The organism is Vibrio mytili (genome assembly GCF_000830505.1).
Taxonomy (GTDB): Bacteria; Pseudomonadota; Gammaproteobacteria; order Enterobacterales; family Vibrionaceae; genus Vibrio; species Vibrio mytili.
Genome location: NZ_JXOK01000092.1, coordinates 31,758 through 47,239 on the forward strand (window position 1 = coordinate 31,758; position 15,482 = coordinate 47,239).

At 46.4% G+C, this 15,482-nt stretch carries 7 protein-coding genes and 2 pseudogenes; all 9 read left to right on the forward strand.

Annotated elements, in window-relative coordinates:
• Positions 1 to 7: 7 nt before the first annotated feature.
• The 9 genes and pseudogenes from SU60_RS20840 to tldD all read left to right on the forward strand — a co-directional run bounded on the left by SU60_RS20840 (position 8) and on the right by tldD (position 15,189).
• A complete protein-coding gene (locus tag SU60_RS20840; protein ID WP_041157207.1) occupies positions 8 to 4,186 on the forward strand; it encodes a DUF6701 domain-containing protein in 4,179 nt (1,392 codons plus the stop codon).
• A gap of 152 nt (positions 4,187 to 4,338) precedes the next feature.
• On the forward strand, positions 4,339 to 5,382 hold the full coding sequence (locus SU60_RS20845) for a rod shape-determining protein (RefSeq protein WP_041157208.1): 1,044 nt from the start codon (positions 4,339 to 4,341) through the stop codon (positions 5,380 to 5,382).
• 155 nt (positions 5,383 to 5,537) lie between these two features.
• Complete coding sequence (gene mreC, locus SU60_RS20850) at positions 5,538 to 6,440, forward strand: rod shape-determining protein MreC (protein WP_041157209.1); 903 nt, start codon at positions 5,538 to 5,540, stop codon at positions 6,438 to 6,440.
• On the forward strand, positions 6,430 to 6,918 hold the full coding sequence (gene mreD, locus SU60_RS20855; RefSeq protein ID WP_041157210.1) for a rod shape-determining protein MreD: 489 nt from the start codon (positions 6,430 to 6,432) through the stop codon (positions 6,916 to 6,918). The genes mreC and mreD overlap by 11 nt, the downstream gene beginning before the upstream one ends.
• A 4-nt stretch (positions 6,919 to 6,922) precedes the next feature.
• Positions 6,923 to 7,491: pseudogene (locus tag SU60_RS20860) on the forward strand (Maf family protein).
• 19 nt (positions 7,492 to 7,510) lie between these two features.
• On the forward strand, positions 7,511 to 8,980 hold the full coding sequence (gene rng, locus SU60_RS20865; RefSeq protein ID WP_041157211.1) for a ribonuclease G: 1,470 nt from the start codon (positions 7,511 to 7,513) through the stop codon (positions 8,978 to 8,980).
• A gap of 11 nt (positions 8,981 to 8,991) precedes the next feature.
• Positions 8,992 to 12,873, forward strand: a complete 3,882-nt coding sequence (locus SU60_RS20870; RefSeq protein ID WP_041157212.1) for a YhdP family protein — start codon at positions 8,992 to 8,994, stop codon at positions 12,871 to 12,873.
• A gap of 38 nt (positions 12,874 to 12,911) precedes the next feature.
• On the forward strand, positions 12,912 to 13,733 hold the full coding sequence (locus tag SU60_RS20875; protein ID WP_041157213.1) for a carbon-nitrogen hydrolase family protein: 822 nt from the start codon (positions 12,912 to 12,914) through the stop codon (positions 13,731 to 13,733).
• An 11-nt stretch (positions 13,734 to 13,744) separates the two neighbouring features.
• Positions 13,745 to 15,189 (forward strand): annotated as a pseudogene (tldD, locus tag SU60_RS20880) (metalloprotease TldD).
• The last annotated feature ends 293 nt before the right edge of the window (positions 15,190 to 15,482 follow it).

The following is a 15,482-nucleotide window of genomic DNA, read 5'->3' on the forward strand; positions in this document are numbered from 1 at the left end:
AACAAGAATGAAAAAACTGATTTTCTTAGCCTTGATATGGATGATGAGTACGGCGACCGTCCTAGCAAAAGAGTACGATATTACGCCGGAAGCAAATTACAGCAGGTGGTGGATTGTTAAATATTTTGATGGATGGACTCCGAAAAATGCGGATAATTTATGTAATAACGGCTACCTAGAGGGTAAGGACTCTGAGAACCCTGTGCCTACAACTTACGTATGCCCGAACGGACTCACGTTGAAAAACGGCGATACTATTGTGTCTGATAGTAAAATGACGATTCGTGTACGAGGTACTATTCAACTCGCTGGCAACAACCAGATCGGTAAATCTAATGCTCATATTGACCTTATTAACGAGACCAGCGATGTTATCGGAGATAACGGTGGCTATGATATTTATGGTGATATTGAGTCGCACGGTAAAATTCAACTTAAGAACCGATCGCATGTTTATGGTTCGATCTTGTCCACGCATGGGGAGGTTATTCTTTCTCAAGCGGTTATTGAAGGAAATGTTACGAGTAAAACGAGCACGATAAAAACCGAACAAAGCGACAATATCATTCGCGGTAACGTTGAAGCTGCTGGAACGGTTACATTGAAGCAAACCCATGTCGAAGGTAGCGTGACAAGTATCGGTGGTGAGGTGAAAACTGAGCAAAGCGGGAATGAAATTCAAGGTAATATTTCTGCATCAAGCCGGGTTACATTAAATGAAACAAAGGTTACGGGTGACGTTACCAGTAAGGGCTTAGAGGTTATTTTAGAAGCCAATAACCAAGTACACGGAAATATTCTCGCTCTACATAAAGTCGATATTAAAAACTCATTGGTTTGTGGCCGGGTAGAATCAACAGGTAGCGAAGTATCGTTGACTAACTCTAAACTCGATCAAAATCGAGGTGTTTATACTCTTAGTGAAGCGATTCAGTCCCACGGGAAAGCCACAGTAAAAAGCTCAACCGTCTGTGGTTCAGTTAACTCGCTATCAAATTCTTACGATTTCAATGACAGTGCCATTTATTGTGGAGTTGATGATCCCAACTGTCAGCCCCCCCAGACCGGAGAGTGCCCAATAGAGGCTGTAGCCTCACTTTGTCCTGAATTAGTTCCTGTTATTCCGCCAACACAGCAATGTTCACTATTACCAGAAGAAAACTTCAATTCAGGTTCATTGTCAAACTGGTCGGTGATGGGCTTTGGTACCAGTGACGAGCCCCATATCTCTGATGGACGTTTCATCTTAAACTCAAATAAACCAGAGCAGGCAACAGCCTCTGCATATAACTATATTTTTCCGTCAGATCAGAACTATTTAGAGATTGAGTTTGATCACAATGCATATGGTGGGAATGGTGCTGACGGTGTTGCGCTGGTGATTTCTGATGCGAGTGTCCCTCCTCAAACCGGGGCATTTGGTGGTCCGCTTGGTTACGGGATGAAGCTTCTAAAGAATCACTACCCTGAAGTCTCTAAAGATGTAGAAGGCTTTGCTGGTGGTTGGCTAGGTATTGGTATAGATGAGTTTGGTAACTACATTCGTGAAGGGAGCGAGAAAATCGTTTCAAATAGTGTTGCTGATAATGTTGGGGTGCGTGGACAGGGCGTCAAAGATGCGAATGGTAAGTGGTTGAAAGGTTATCCGTATATCACTGGTAAAAAATACAGCAGCTCGTTGGATAATCGAAAAGGTAAAGAGAAACTGCATCGTTATAAAGTAGTTTTAAATTCGCGCAACGCCGATACGATAACGCTGGCTGTATTTCGAAAAGTCGGAAAAAATGGCGGATGGAATCCTGTTATCGAAGAGTTTAACGTTTTGAAAAAAGGTGGTTTTAACTATATTCCAGATAACTTCCGTCTGTCGGTAACGGCATCCACAGGTATGCTTACCAATACGCATGACATTGATAACTTCCAAGTCTGCGCGGACAAATATCAAAAAATCACGGAAGGGATTCACCACTTTGAATTTGATTACGCGGGAACCGGGAGCATTTGTCAGGCCTCTGATGTGACGTTAAGAGCTTGTATGAATGAATCGTGTACTGAAACTTATCCATCTTCGATAACGGGTGGCACGTCAGGTTCAAGTCTTGACCCAGTAACGGTATCACTACTGCCTGTATCATCTTCTGCTGTCACTTGGGAAGATGGCGACAGCGTGACCTTCTCTGATTCAGTTGCGTTGAAATTACGTGCTAATCAATCGGGTTCAGCCAAATTGGGGATCGCAAGCAGTTCGGTAACGCAATTTGGGTTTACTGGCACGCGATGCCGTATTTCGGGTGGCGATTTAACGGAAGAGAACTGCAATATTACGTTTAACTCCGCTGCGTTGGGTGTCAACACGCCAGATAAAATCGCGGGTAGACCTTTCTTGGACAGTCAGAGTCAGCTGAATTCTGGTTATAGTACGCTTCCATATTTAGATTTTTGTGGTGCGACGAGCACAAAACAAGCCGGCGATACCGGAGAGACTCGTAACATTACACTGTCGATGGAGCACGTAGATCCACTTGCGCCTGACGTGAATGTTCCGGTTTATGTGGCATTCAAACAGCAATCTGGTGCGTTTAGTAATGAAGTTGCAATCGCTCCTAGCGCTACTGTCGATGTAGATAATGTTTATTTTGATAACGATGGTAAAGCTTTGTTTAATCTACGTTATCCAGAGGTAGGTAAGGTTAAGTTTCGTGCCCAGCTTCAGGGCGATAATGACTCCAAGGGTGAAAATAATTTTGTTAGCTTCCCAGCTTACCTTGAAGTGGCTGCAACTAGTACTACTGCCAAAGATGGCACTTGCAACAACAGTGATGATGGCTGTTCAGTAGGATTTGTAGCTGCGGGTGAAGAGTTTGATATGACCATTACCGCTTATCAAGATGATGGCTCTCTAGCGAAAAACTACCAAGAACAGACGATTGCAATCAGCAACAAGGTTAAGTACCCATCAACTGGAGCATCAGCCCAACTTTTGAATGATAAGGTACCTGATTCGAGTCATTGGTCTAGTGGTCGTGTTGAATTCAAGCAGTCAGTATCTGAAGTGGGAGCTTTTGAGTTGAAGGCGAGCGCACCGATTGCAGCGGATGCGAATGGCGGTGATTTAGGCACATCTGTGTACCTTGGTAGCAGCGCGTTTAAAATCAAAGATGGTAATCTGACGGTTGGCCGTTTTTATCCTGATTATTTTAAAGTAACGGGTACTGAATGGCTCTACCCTGATAATCAAAATGATTCAGTGTACATGGGACAGAAGTTTGAGTCTGTTAACTTTGAAGTAACAGCGTACAACGCGGTAGGCGGGGCAACTCAAAACTATGGCGATTTTTTGGATCAATTGAAAGCAAACTTACACTTGGCGGGGAGTTACTCAGATAGACTTAGCATTTCAGATTCCGATTTGACGAGCAACAATTGGTCGGGAGCTGTATGGAGCAAAACCTGGGTGGACTCTGTTAATTGGGGCAAAGATTTACCTCTGTCGCGTCCAGATGGTCCATTTAATTCAAAAGCACCGTCAGACAAAGATAATTCCACCGAAACGTTTATTTCGCTTTCATTAAATAATGATGGAACGAAAATATCTGGCTATGTTGACCCTACTATGTTCTTAGATGAACAGTCCGATGGCACTGAAGAGAGAGTGGTTTCGCAACAGCTACTATCGCAACCTGATGTCAGGTATGGGCGTATGGTTTTAGATGATATTGGCGGAAGACAAGGGGATACACTCAGCATTCCTCTTAAAGTTGAGTACTGGAGTAAGAACCGATTTGTTGTCAATTCTAAGGACAACCGAACGGCCGTTTCTGCTGTAGAGCAAGGCGATGATAAACTGATTTGGAGCAGTCCAGATGGTGTTACTGCCTGTGATATCAATATTCAAATTCTTGATTCAGCAGACAATGAAACATCCAGTGCTAAAGTTACCGGGGGCATATTACCAAATGCAAATAGAGAGCGTTTAACCGCTGTACAAGGTTGTGATAATGAAGTTCGACAGCAATCACAAGTTTGGTTAGATCTTGATGACTCTGAAAATGGTTTACCTTGGCTCAAATACGATTGGGACAATGATGGTTCGGAAGAAAACCCATCTTCTGTGGTTACCTTTGGTATTCATCGTGGTAACGATCGGGTGATTTATCGCGGTGAGCCGGGACTTACTGGGCAGTAACTGTCGTCGGTTTTTGGGCTTAAGTTAAGAAACTGCAAGAAATTGGGGCTTTCCGCCCATGTTTATGTACCAATAGCTTGCTGTGACCGCGAGGCGTTGGTACATTTAGGACAATTTTTGTCTTCTATATTTTTGCAGGATGAACGAAGAATATGTTTAAAAAACTTCGTGGCATGTTTTCTAATGACCTATCTATCGATTTGGGTACTGCCAACACACTAATTTACGTAAAAGGGCAAGGCATTGTCCTTGATGAACCTTCTGTAGTTGCTATTCGTCAAGATCGTGTAGGTTCTGCAAAAAGCGTTGCTGCCGTCGGTCACGCAGCAAAGCAAATGCTTGGTCGTACACCGGGGAATATCTCTGCGATTCGTCCGATGAAAGACGGCGTGATTGCTGACTTTTACGTCACCGAAAAAATGCTTCAGCACTTTATTAAGCAAGTGCACGATAACAGCATCTTAAAACCAAGCCCTCGTGTATTGGTTTGCGTACCTTGTGGTTCAACGCAAGTTGAGCGCCGCGCGATTCGTGAATCGGCACTGGGTGCTGGCGCACGTGAAGTGTATCTGATTGATGAGCCGATGGCGGCGGCAATCGGTGCAGGTCTGCGCGTTTCAGAGCCTACGGGATCAATGGTGGTCGATATCGGTGGTGGTACGACGGAAGTGGCGGTTATCTCACTAAACGGCGTGGTTTATTCATCGTCTGTCCGCATTGGTGGTGACCGTTTTGATGAAGCGGTCATTAATTATGTGCGTCGTAACTACGGCAGCTTGATCGGTGAAGCGACGGCTGAAAAAATCAAACACGAAATCGGCTCTGCTTACCCAGGTGACGAGGTGATGGAAATTGAAGTTCGTGGTCGTAACCTTGCCGAAGGCGTGCCGCGCAGCTTTAGCTTAAACTCCAATGAAATCCTAGAAGCGTTGCAAGAACCGCTATCAGGCATTGTTTCTGCGGTTATGGTTGCGCTTGAGCAGTGTCCGCCAGAGCTTGCTTCAGACATTTCTGAAAACGGCATGGTACTGACAGGCGGTGGTGCACTACTGAAAGATCTTGATCGTCTATTGATGGAAGAAACGGGCATCCCGGTTGTCATCGCTGAAGATCCGCTGACTTGTGTGGCTCGTGGTGGTGGTAAAGCACTCGAGATGATCGACATGCACGGTGGCGATCTCTTCTCTGAAGAATAAACGTTGCGTAAGGTGAGGCTCAAGTTGAGCTTCACCTTCATTTCTGCTCTCTCTGTAATTTCAAATTATGCTCCATATCTGAATCTGCTCTCTGGACAGATGGCAGGTTGCCAAGTAAGGGTAACAATCATGGAAGCAATCAGGTCAAAAACAAGATGAATCCGATTTTTGGCAGAGGCCCATCTCTGCAATTACGTCTGTTTTTTGCTGTCATTGTATCAGCGAGCTTGATGCTGGCTGATAGTCGTCTAGATACGTTTTCCAACGTCCGATATCTTTTAAACAGTATGGTTGCGCCGATTCAGTACGCAGCTAACTTACCCCGCAGCTTGTTTGATGACGCCTTTGAGCGTTTTAATACTCATCAAACTTTAGTTGAGGGAAATCGTAATTTAAAGCGAGAAGTCCTGCGCTTAAAAAGCGAAATGATCTTGCTCGATCAATACAAAGAAGAAAACCAACGCTTACGTAAGCTCTTGGGGTCATCTTTTGTCCGTGACGAGAAAAAAGTCGTGACGGAAGTCATGGCAGTGGACACGTCGCCGTATCGTCACCAAGTTGTCATCGATAAAGGCAAAATCGATGGTGTGTATGTGGGGCAGCCAGTGATTAACGAGAAAGGTATCGTGGGTCAAGTCACCTTCGTGGCCGCTCATAATGCTCGTGTGCTGCTGCTTACCGACGCTAAAAATGCCATTCCCGTTCAGGTTATCCGTAATGATATCCGCGTTATTGCTTCTGGAAATGGTGAAATGGATGAAATTCAGCTCGAGTACATCCCAACCAGCACTGATATTGTTGTCGGTGATCTACTGGTGACATCAGGGCTTGGTGGTATCTACCCTGAGGGCTATCCGGTGGCGAATGTCACGTCAGTTGAGCACGACACTCACCAGGAGTTTGCCGCCATCAAAGCAGAGCCTGTGGTGGAGTTTGAGCGTTTACGATACTTGTTGTTAATTTGGCCGAATGAAGATCGCCAACAAAAAGTACAACAGTCTAATTCTGAAGAAGGAATAGAGGTGCAACAGGAACAAGAGGTAGCGGATGGCCAGTAGTGTATTGCGCAGCAGAATGGTAATCGCCGTGACATTCTTTGTCGCGCTGGTATTGCAAACCATTCCGTGGCCAGGTGTTTTAGAGTTGTTTCGTCCGTCTTGGCTGTTCTTGGTAACGTGCTACTGGGTGTTGGCGCTACCGAATCGAGTTAATGTCGGCTCGGCGTTAATTCTGGGCTTGATATGGGATATTCTGATTGGCTCGACGCTGGGTATCCGCGGGATGATGATGTCGATTGTGATTTATCTCGTTGCGTTGAACTTTTTGTTAATTCGTAATATGGCCTTGTGGCAACAGGCGATTTTAATTGCCTTTTTTACCGTGTTATTGGAGCTTTTGATATTCTGTGGGGAATATTTGAACCAAGACGTAGTATTTAATCCATTATCCCTGTGGACGGCGGCAATAAACTGTATACTTTGGCCATGGATGTTTTTACTGATGCGACGAATACGTCGCGCATGGCACGTCAGGTAAGCGGATGAATCAATACTTACCGCTCGTTCTAGCCTCGGGTTCACCGAGAAGGAAAGAGTTGCTGACCCAGCTTGGCTATCGTTTTGATATTGTTTTACCCGATATTGAAGAAGCCAAGCAAGATCATGAGCGCGCGCAAGATTATGTGTTGCGCCTTTCTTTGGAAAAAGCTCAGGCAGGCTTAGCAATGGCTAAGCCTGACTCCGTTGTATTGGGCTCTGACACAGTCGTTGTTTGCGATGAACAGGTGCTAGAAAAGCCACTCTGTTTTGAAGATTCCAAGCGCATGTTGACCAAGTTATCTAGTCGTCGTCATCAAGTGATGACGCGGTCAGTGTTGTGTCATCGCAGCAGCAGCGCTCAATTGTGGTGACTACCGACGTCTGGTTCAAGCAACTGACTCTCGAGGAAATCGAGCAATACTGGCATTCAGGAGAGCCATGCGATAAAGCTGGAAGTTATGGTATTCAAGGACTCGGAGGGCGTTTCGTCACCCGAATCGAAGGCAGTTATCACGCCGTTGTAGGCTTACCTTTGTTCGAAACCGATCAGCTAATTCAAGAATTCTTATAATTTGTTTTGAGGTGCGCACATGAGTGCAGAGTTGCTGTTAAACGTGACCCCGAGTGAAACTCGTGTGGCCATGATTGAAGGTGGAGTACTACAAGAAGTCCATATAGAACGTGAGTCCCGTCGTGGGATTGTAGGTAATATATACAAAGGTAAAGTGAGTCGTGTGCTACCCGGCATGCAAGCGGCTTTTGTTGACATCGGTTTGGACAAAGCGGCATTCCTGCATGCGTCTGATATTGTTCCGCATACCGAGTGTGTTGCGGAAAACGAGAAGCAGCAATTTCAGGTACGTGATATTTCTGAACTGGTTCGCCAGGGGCAAGACATTGTTGTTCAAGTCGTTAAAGACCCGCTGGGTACAAAAGGCGCACGCTTAACGACCGATATTACCCTCCCTTCTCGATACTTAGTTTTTATGCCTGGCGCAAGTCATGTCGGCGTTTCTCAGCGTATCGAGAGTGAATGCGAACGCGATCGACTAAAAAAAGTCGTCAATCAATACTGTGACGAAAATGGTGGCTTTATCATTCGTACTGCCGCAGAAGGGGCGGATGAGAAAGAACTGGCTCAAGACGCTGCGTTTCTGAAGCGTTTGTGGATAAAAATCATGGAGCGTCGCAGTAAGTATAAAACGCGCTCTACGCTGTATGGTGAGCTGGGGCTTGCACAGCGTATTCTGCGTGATTTTGTTGGTACTGAGTTGGATAAAATCATGGTCGACTCGCGCCTCGTGTTCGATACTTTGCATGAATTTACTTCTGAATTTGTTCCTGAATTGACGGATAAACTTGAGCTTTATGAAGGCGACAAACCGATCTTTGATATGTACGACACGGAGAACGAAATTCAACGTTCTTTGGAGCGTAAGGTCGAACTCAAGTCTGGTGGTTATCTGATTATCGACCAAACCGAAGCGATGACTACGATCGACATTAACACGGGAGCGTTTGTTGGCCGTCGTAATTTAGAAGAGACGATCTTTAATACCAACGTGGAAGCGACACAAGCGATTGCTCGCCAGCTTCGCTTACGTAATTTAGGTGGGATTATCATTATCGACTTTATCGATATGTCGTCTGAAGAACATCGTAAGCGAGTACTCACGTCACTAGAAGGTGCGTTGTCAAAAGATCGAGTGAAAACCAACATCAACGGCTTCACCCAGTTGGGGTTAGTTGAGATGACTCGTAAGCGTACTCGAGAGAGCATTGAGCATATTCTTTGTTCTAGCTGTCCTACCTGTGAAGGACGAGGCACAGTGAAAACGGTCGAAACGGTGTGCTTTGAGATTCTGCGTGAGATCACTCGAGTGAACCGCGCCTACGATGCCGATAACTTCGTCGTTTATGCATCACCGTTTGTCGCGGCTGCATTGTTAGACGATGAGTCGCATGCGATGGCGGAACTCGAAGTCTTTATTGGAAAGCAAGTGCGTATTCAGGCTGAGCCCCTATATATTCAGGAGCAGTTTGACGTTGTGATGATGTAAGTGGAACATTTGTGATTTCAGGTTTTAACCGTTTTTGGCGTTGTTGTGCGTGGAGCTTAGCGATTGTATTGGTGGTTGTCGCCATCATGGTCACGACTTTACGCATCACATTGCCACAACTTGACCACTTCCAAGATGAAATCAAAACTTGGGTTAAACAAGACACAGGTTTTGATTTTTCTATTACCAGCGTTGCTGGAGCATGGCGTAACAGTCATCCATCCATAGATTTAACAGGATTAGAGGCAAACTTACCCAACAACCAGGACGTGCGATTTGCGGTCGAAAAGCTGCAAATTGAATTTGATTTAATCCAGTCTATTCTCCAGTTCAAACCGGTCGTCGCGGACCTCACAATCCACAATCTAGCACTGGATATGCGTTCTTTGGATCTGATGCCGACGTCCAGTAGTGAAGAACATGCCCCTCGAGCAGAAAGCAATGAAGTTGAACTGATTGACCAGTTGGACTCATTGTTCCTACGCCAGTTTGAAGACTTCACGATTACCAACTCACGTATTTGGTATAAATCGGTATCCGGTGAAACTCGTCGACTCGACATCGAGCAACTGCGTTGGAGTAATCAAGGTCAACGACATTTAGCGCAAGGCACAGTCAGTATTGCCGATGCTAGCCTCAACTCATTGTTAGTAAGCGCTGACTTTATTGACCACGGCTCTCTGCGAGATGTATCGGGAGAATTTTATGTCAGCGCTCAAGACGTCTCTGTTGCCCCTTGGCTTACCGCTGATATCAAAAGAGAGTCGGGGATTGAATCAGGGAAAGTGAGCGTAAACACCTGGCTAAACCTGGAACACAGCCGGCCAGAAGAGGCTTATGTACAGCTTCAGCCTTCTGAACTCGTGTGGAATGAAGAGGGCCGTCATACACTGTTTATTGAGTCGGGCATTTTGAAGTTACAACCAGACAATCAAGGCTGGAAAGTAAATGGTCACTCACTGACTGTTCGTACTGATAATCAGCTCTGGCCTGAACTGGATGTTGCCTTAGATTGGCAAGACTCTGGATGGCGGTTGAACCTTTCTCAGCTAGATATCGCAGCGTTAATTCCCTTAATCAAATTGGCTCCGGAGTCCGAAAACACGACGGAGTTGCTTACTAAGCTTGAACCGCAAGGTCGAATCGAAGACATGCGCTTGTCGATGAACGGTGAGTGGGAATCTCTACGTTATTCAGCGGAATTGACTGAATTGGGATTAACGCAATGGCAACTTTTGCCGGGCTTCCAACATGTTCAAGGGCGCGTTTCTGGCAATATCCACCAAGCGAAAGCCAAAGTAACAGTCATTGACGAGATTCTTCCTTACGGTGATGTCTTTCAAGCGCCATTAAACATCAAGCAAGGTGAAGTCGATATTGTCTGGCAGCAAGACGAACTCGGCTGGCGTTTGTGGGCTGATAAAGTGACGGTTGCAACGCCTGATCTACAAGTGTTAGGTGCATTTCGTTTAGATTTTCCTAAAAACCAAAGTCCATTCTTGTCCTTTTATGCCGAAGCGGATCTCTACAACGCAGGCGAAACGTGGCGATATTTGCCGACACTGGCGTTAGGGCAAGACCTGACCGACTATCTTTCTGCTGCAATTCAAGGCGGTAAAGTCAATACCGCGAAATTGCTTTGGTATGGTGCATTAAATGACTTTCCTTACCAACAACACAACGGCATGTTCCAAGCGTGGGTTGGATTAAAAGACGCCAAATTTAGCTTTGAAACCTCTTGGCCTACCATTACTGATCTACAGCTTGATCTCCTATTTGAAAATGACGCCATGTACTTGGACTCTAAATCCGCCATTCTCAATGGCGTAAAAGCGGAGCGCATCACGGGACGAATTCCTCAACTGGCAGAAGATGGACACATCGAAATTGAAGCCAAAGCCAGCGCGCCAGGTAATGAAGTGCGTGATTATATGATGTCGACTCCCTTAGTTGACTCTGTTGGCGCCGTATTGACTGCGCTTCAGGTCAGTGGGCCTGTTTATTCTGAGTTTCAGCTTACTATCCCGTTCGACTCAGACAAAACATCGCGAGCATGGGGATTTGCAGAACTCAACGATAATCGTGTCGATATCGATGCTCCGCCGATGACGTTGGAAAAAGCCACGGGGCGGATTACGTTTGATAACGATGTGGTGGCAACATCTGGGCTTGCCGCAGAATTGTTAGGCCAACCCATTTCGCTCGACTTTAGCGGGGAAAGTGCCGAACAAGGCTACAACGTGACCATTGATACGTTAGGCGATTGGGACGTAGAGCCACTCAAACCTTATGTTGGCGAACGTTGGTTAGGGCTATTATCCGGACATGCGCCGTGGCAGATGGACATTGATCTGCAACTTAATGATGTGGGCTTTACCTACCAAGTCGACGTTTTAGCTCAGTTAAATCGCGTTGAGAGTCAGTATCCTTACCCGTTAGATAAAAAAGTGGGTGAAGCAGGACAAGCGAAGCTGCAGGCTTCAGGAAATCAGGAGAGTATCTCCGCGCAACTCCAAATCCCCAATGCTAAATATCAAGCTGAAATCGATATCTCTGGAGATACTCCTGTATTAAGTGCTACTCATTTGGCGGTGGGGTCGGGAGGATTCAAAATGAGCCCTATCGTTGGTCATGATGCATCGATTCGACTTGATGAATTTGATATTGGGCGCTGGATTGACTTGATCAAAGTGCCGCCAAGTGATGACAAGTCATCAGCACTGGCTGGAATGAAAGTACCAAGCGTCCCACTGCCTACTAAGGTTGACGTGGGGGTACAAACGCTCAAACTCGGAAATATCGAGTTTCATGATGTTGATGTGAAAGTGAATAAAAAAGCGCGTAGCTGGCAAGTTGACATCAATAGCCAGGAGGCGAAGGGTAAGGCCACCTATGCTCAGCCAGATCGCTTATCGATCTCACTGGACAATCTGCACCTTTATCTTCCAGACTTAGAACAAGCCCCAGACCAGCGTAGCTCACTGTTCATTCGTGATGATCAAAGTGCACCATTGATCACCGACTTTGATCGTCAGCTTCACGCACAGATGCCAAACTTAACACTCAATATCGACGATTTTTGGTTGCAAGGTTACAAAGTGGGTAAGGTCAACGTTGATCTGCAGCGGCAAGATAACCGACTGGTATGGGATGACGTTACCTTCAGCAGCGGAAAAAACCGCATTAATATGAGCGGATGGTGGGCGTTGACAAAAGAATGCAGTCATTCTGCAGTCAGCATAAAAATGAGCGGTGAGAACAACACTGACTTGATGGAGCGTTTTGGTGTTACGTCAGGCATTCAGCAGGCACCATTTGAAATTAACACCAGCGCAGAGTGGGATGGTGCACCTTGGTCTATGAAAACTCACACACTTCAAGGTGAGCTCTCCACTGAGTTTGGCAAAGGCGTCGTCAGTCAAGTTAGTGGTGCTGCTCGATTGTTAGGTTTGTTCAGCTTGGACTCGATCATTCGTAAAATGCAGCTCGATTTTACCGACGTATTTGACAAGGGTATGGCCTTTAACTCGATTAAGGGAACGGGCAAGATTCAAGATGGCGTATTCATTACCAATGACATCGTTATGGATGCGTTAGCTGGGGAAATGCGTTTACGTGGTATCGCCAATATTAATACGCGACTCGTGGATGCTGAGGTGCGATTCACACCAGATATTACCTCTGGGTTGCCCATGTTGACAGCATTCGCGGTTGCTCCGCAAGCCGCATTGTATGTGCTAGCGATTTCGACGGTGATTTCTCCTGTGGTTGAGGTCTTTACGCAAGTTAACTATGAAGTGAAAGGCCCATTAGATGCCCCAACGGTCAAAGAAATTTCACGAAGCAAAGGCGAGTATAAGTTGCCAGAAAAGCTGCGTGAACAGGCGAAATAATTCACTCTATCAGCGACAACAGAATAAAGGAGAAACACATGGAGCGTGTTGGCATTATTCAAATGACATCGGGTCCGGATGTTGAAACGAACCTGGAGTTTATCGATAAACAGTGTGCCCAAGCTGCGCAGCAAGGCGTGAAGCTAGTTTTGACCCCTGAAAACTCGGTGCTGTTTGCCGACCGTGACGCGTATCATCACTATGCAGAGCCGTTAGGGAGTGGCGCGATTCAGCAGCGTTTAGCCAAGATTGCCAAACAGTATCAAATCACGCTGATTGTCGGTAGCATGCCGATCCAAACCGCGCGAGGCGTGACGACAACGACGTTGGTGTTATCCCCCCATGGTAAGTGCATTGCCCACTATGAAAAACTGCATATGTTTGACGTTGAGGTTGCTGATGGACATGGTAGCTACCGAGAGTCTGATACGTTTACGCCAGGCAATCAAATGGTGGTGACCGAAACCGATATCGGCAGTGTGGGATTGAGTATTTGCTATGACCTGCGTTTTCCTGAATTATACAAACAACTGCGTTTGGAGGGGGCGACCATCATTGTAGTACCCGCCGCGTTTACTGCTGTTACTGGTGAAGCACACTGGGAAGTCCTGCTGCGTGCCCGTGCAATTGAAACCCAGTGTTGGGTGCTGGCCAGTAATCAAACTGGCACTCATCCTTGTGGTCGCAAAACCTGGGGACATTCGATGGTGATTGACCTATGGGGACGAATCCACAGCCAGTTGGCAGACCAAACGGGTTTGTTGGTTGCTGATATAGATTTGTCACAATGCCAGCAAGTAAGGCAGAATATGCCGCTGACTCAACACAGTCGCTTTCACAACGAAATGAGACGGAAATAAAAGAGCTAACTATGAGCACAAACCAAATAGAACAGGCACTCCTTGCCCCCAATGGTCTGACAGAACAAGATATTGCTGACACTCTTGCCAGCATCGCGACACGCCAGATCGATTATGCGGACATTTACTTTCAGTCCAGCTGGCACGAGTCTCTGGTTCTAGAAGACAGCATCATCAAAGATGGCTCTTTTAACATTGATTGTGGTGTTGGTGTACGTGCGATAACTGGTGAGAAAACAGGTTTCGCTTACTCTGATCAAATCCAGCCGGAAGGCTGAAGCAGAGTGCAATGGCTGCGCGTGGTATTGCTCAAAAAGGGCAAAGTGGCAAAGTTCAAGCGTTTAAGCGCACCGACAACCAAGCTTACTACGCTGATGTTAACCCGTTAGCAGAGTGGGAAAAGCAGCAAAAAACCGAATTACTTAAGTCTCTTGATGCGTATATCCGTACCAAAGAGCCACTTGTCAAAGAAGTCTCGATCAGTATCAGCGGCGTATATGAACAAATGCTAGTTGCAGCAACCGATGGTACCTATGCGGGTGATGTTCGTCCTCTGGTGCGTTTGTCTATTAGTGTGCTTGCACAAAAAGGCGAACGTCGTGAGCGCGGTAGCGCTGGTGGCGGTGGCCGCTTTGGCTACGACTTTTTCTTGTCTGAAACGGAAGGTGTGAAGCAAGCGTTTCATTACGCTGATGAAGCGATTCGTATGGCGTTAGTGAACTTACAAGCCGAAGCTGCTCCTGCGGGTATGATGCCCGTGGTGCTAGGTTCAGGCTGGCCTGGTGTGTTGCTGCATGAGGCTGTTGGTCATGGCCTGGAGGGGGACTTCAATCGTAAGGAGTCATCTGTTTTTTCTGGCAAAATGGGTCAACAAGTTACGTCTTCACTATGTACGATCGTCGATGATGGTACATTAAAAGATCTTCGTGGCTCACTTAACGTGGACGACGAAGGTGTGAACGGTCAATACAACACGCTTATCGAAAATGGTGTGCTGAAAGGGTACATGCAAGATAAGCTGAACGCGCGTTTAATGGGCGTTAACCCAACCGGTAACGGTCGTCGTGAATCTTACGCACACTTGCCGATGCCGCGTATGACCAATACCTACATGCTTCCGGGTGAGCATACGCCAGAAGAGATCATTTCTACGGTTGAAAAGGGGTTGTATGCGCCAAACTTCGGTGGTGGTCAGGTGGATATCACTTCAGGCAAGTTTGTGTTTTCGGCTTCAGAAGCTTACTTGATTGAAAATGGCAAAATCACCCGCCCAGTCAAAGGTGCAACACTGATAGGCTCGGGTATTGAAGCGATGCAGCAAGTCTCTATGGTCGGCAATGACCTCAGCATTGATAAAGGCGTCGGAGTGTGTGGCAAAGCAGGGCAAAGTGTCCCTGTTGGCGTAGGCCAGCCAACGTTGAAGCTAGACTCGTTGACGGTAGGTGGAACGGAATAGGAATATAGGACCTAGGGATGTTAGGTTCTAGGTAAAAGAAAGGTCCTAGGTCCTAGATGAGGTTGTTGAAACTATTGTGCCAAACGGGGAAGTTTGGCACTTTTGGTTTGGGAATACGGAGCGCTACGCTTCTAGAATACAGAGAAGGTCCTAGGGAAAAGAAAGGCCCTGGGTTCTTGGTTAAGTTGTTGAAACTACTGTGTTTAATGGTGAGTTTGACGCTTGTTGTTTTGGGTTACGGAGCGCTTCGCTTCCAGATTACGGAAGAGCTTGACACTGAATGTCAGTGACCG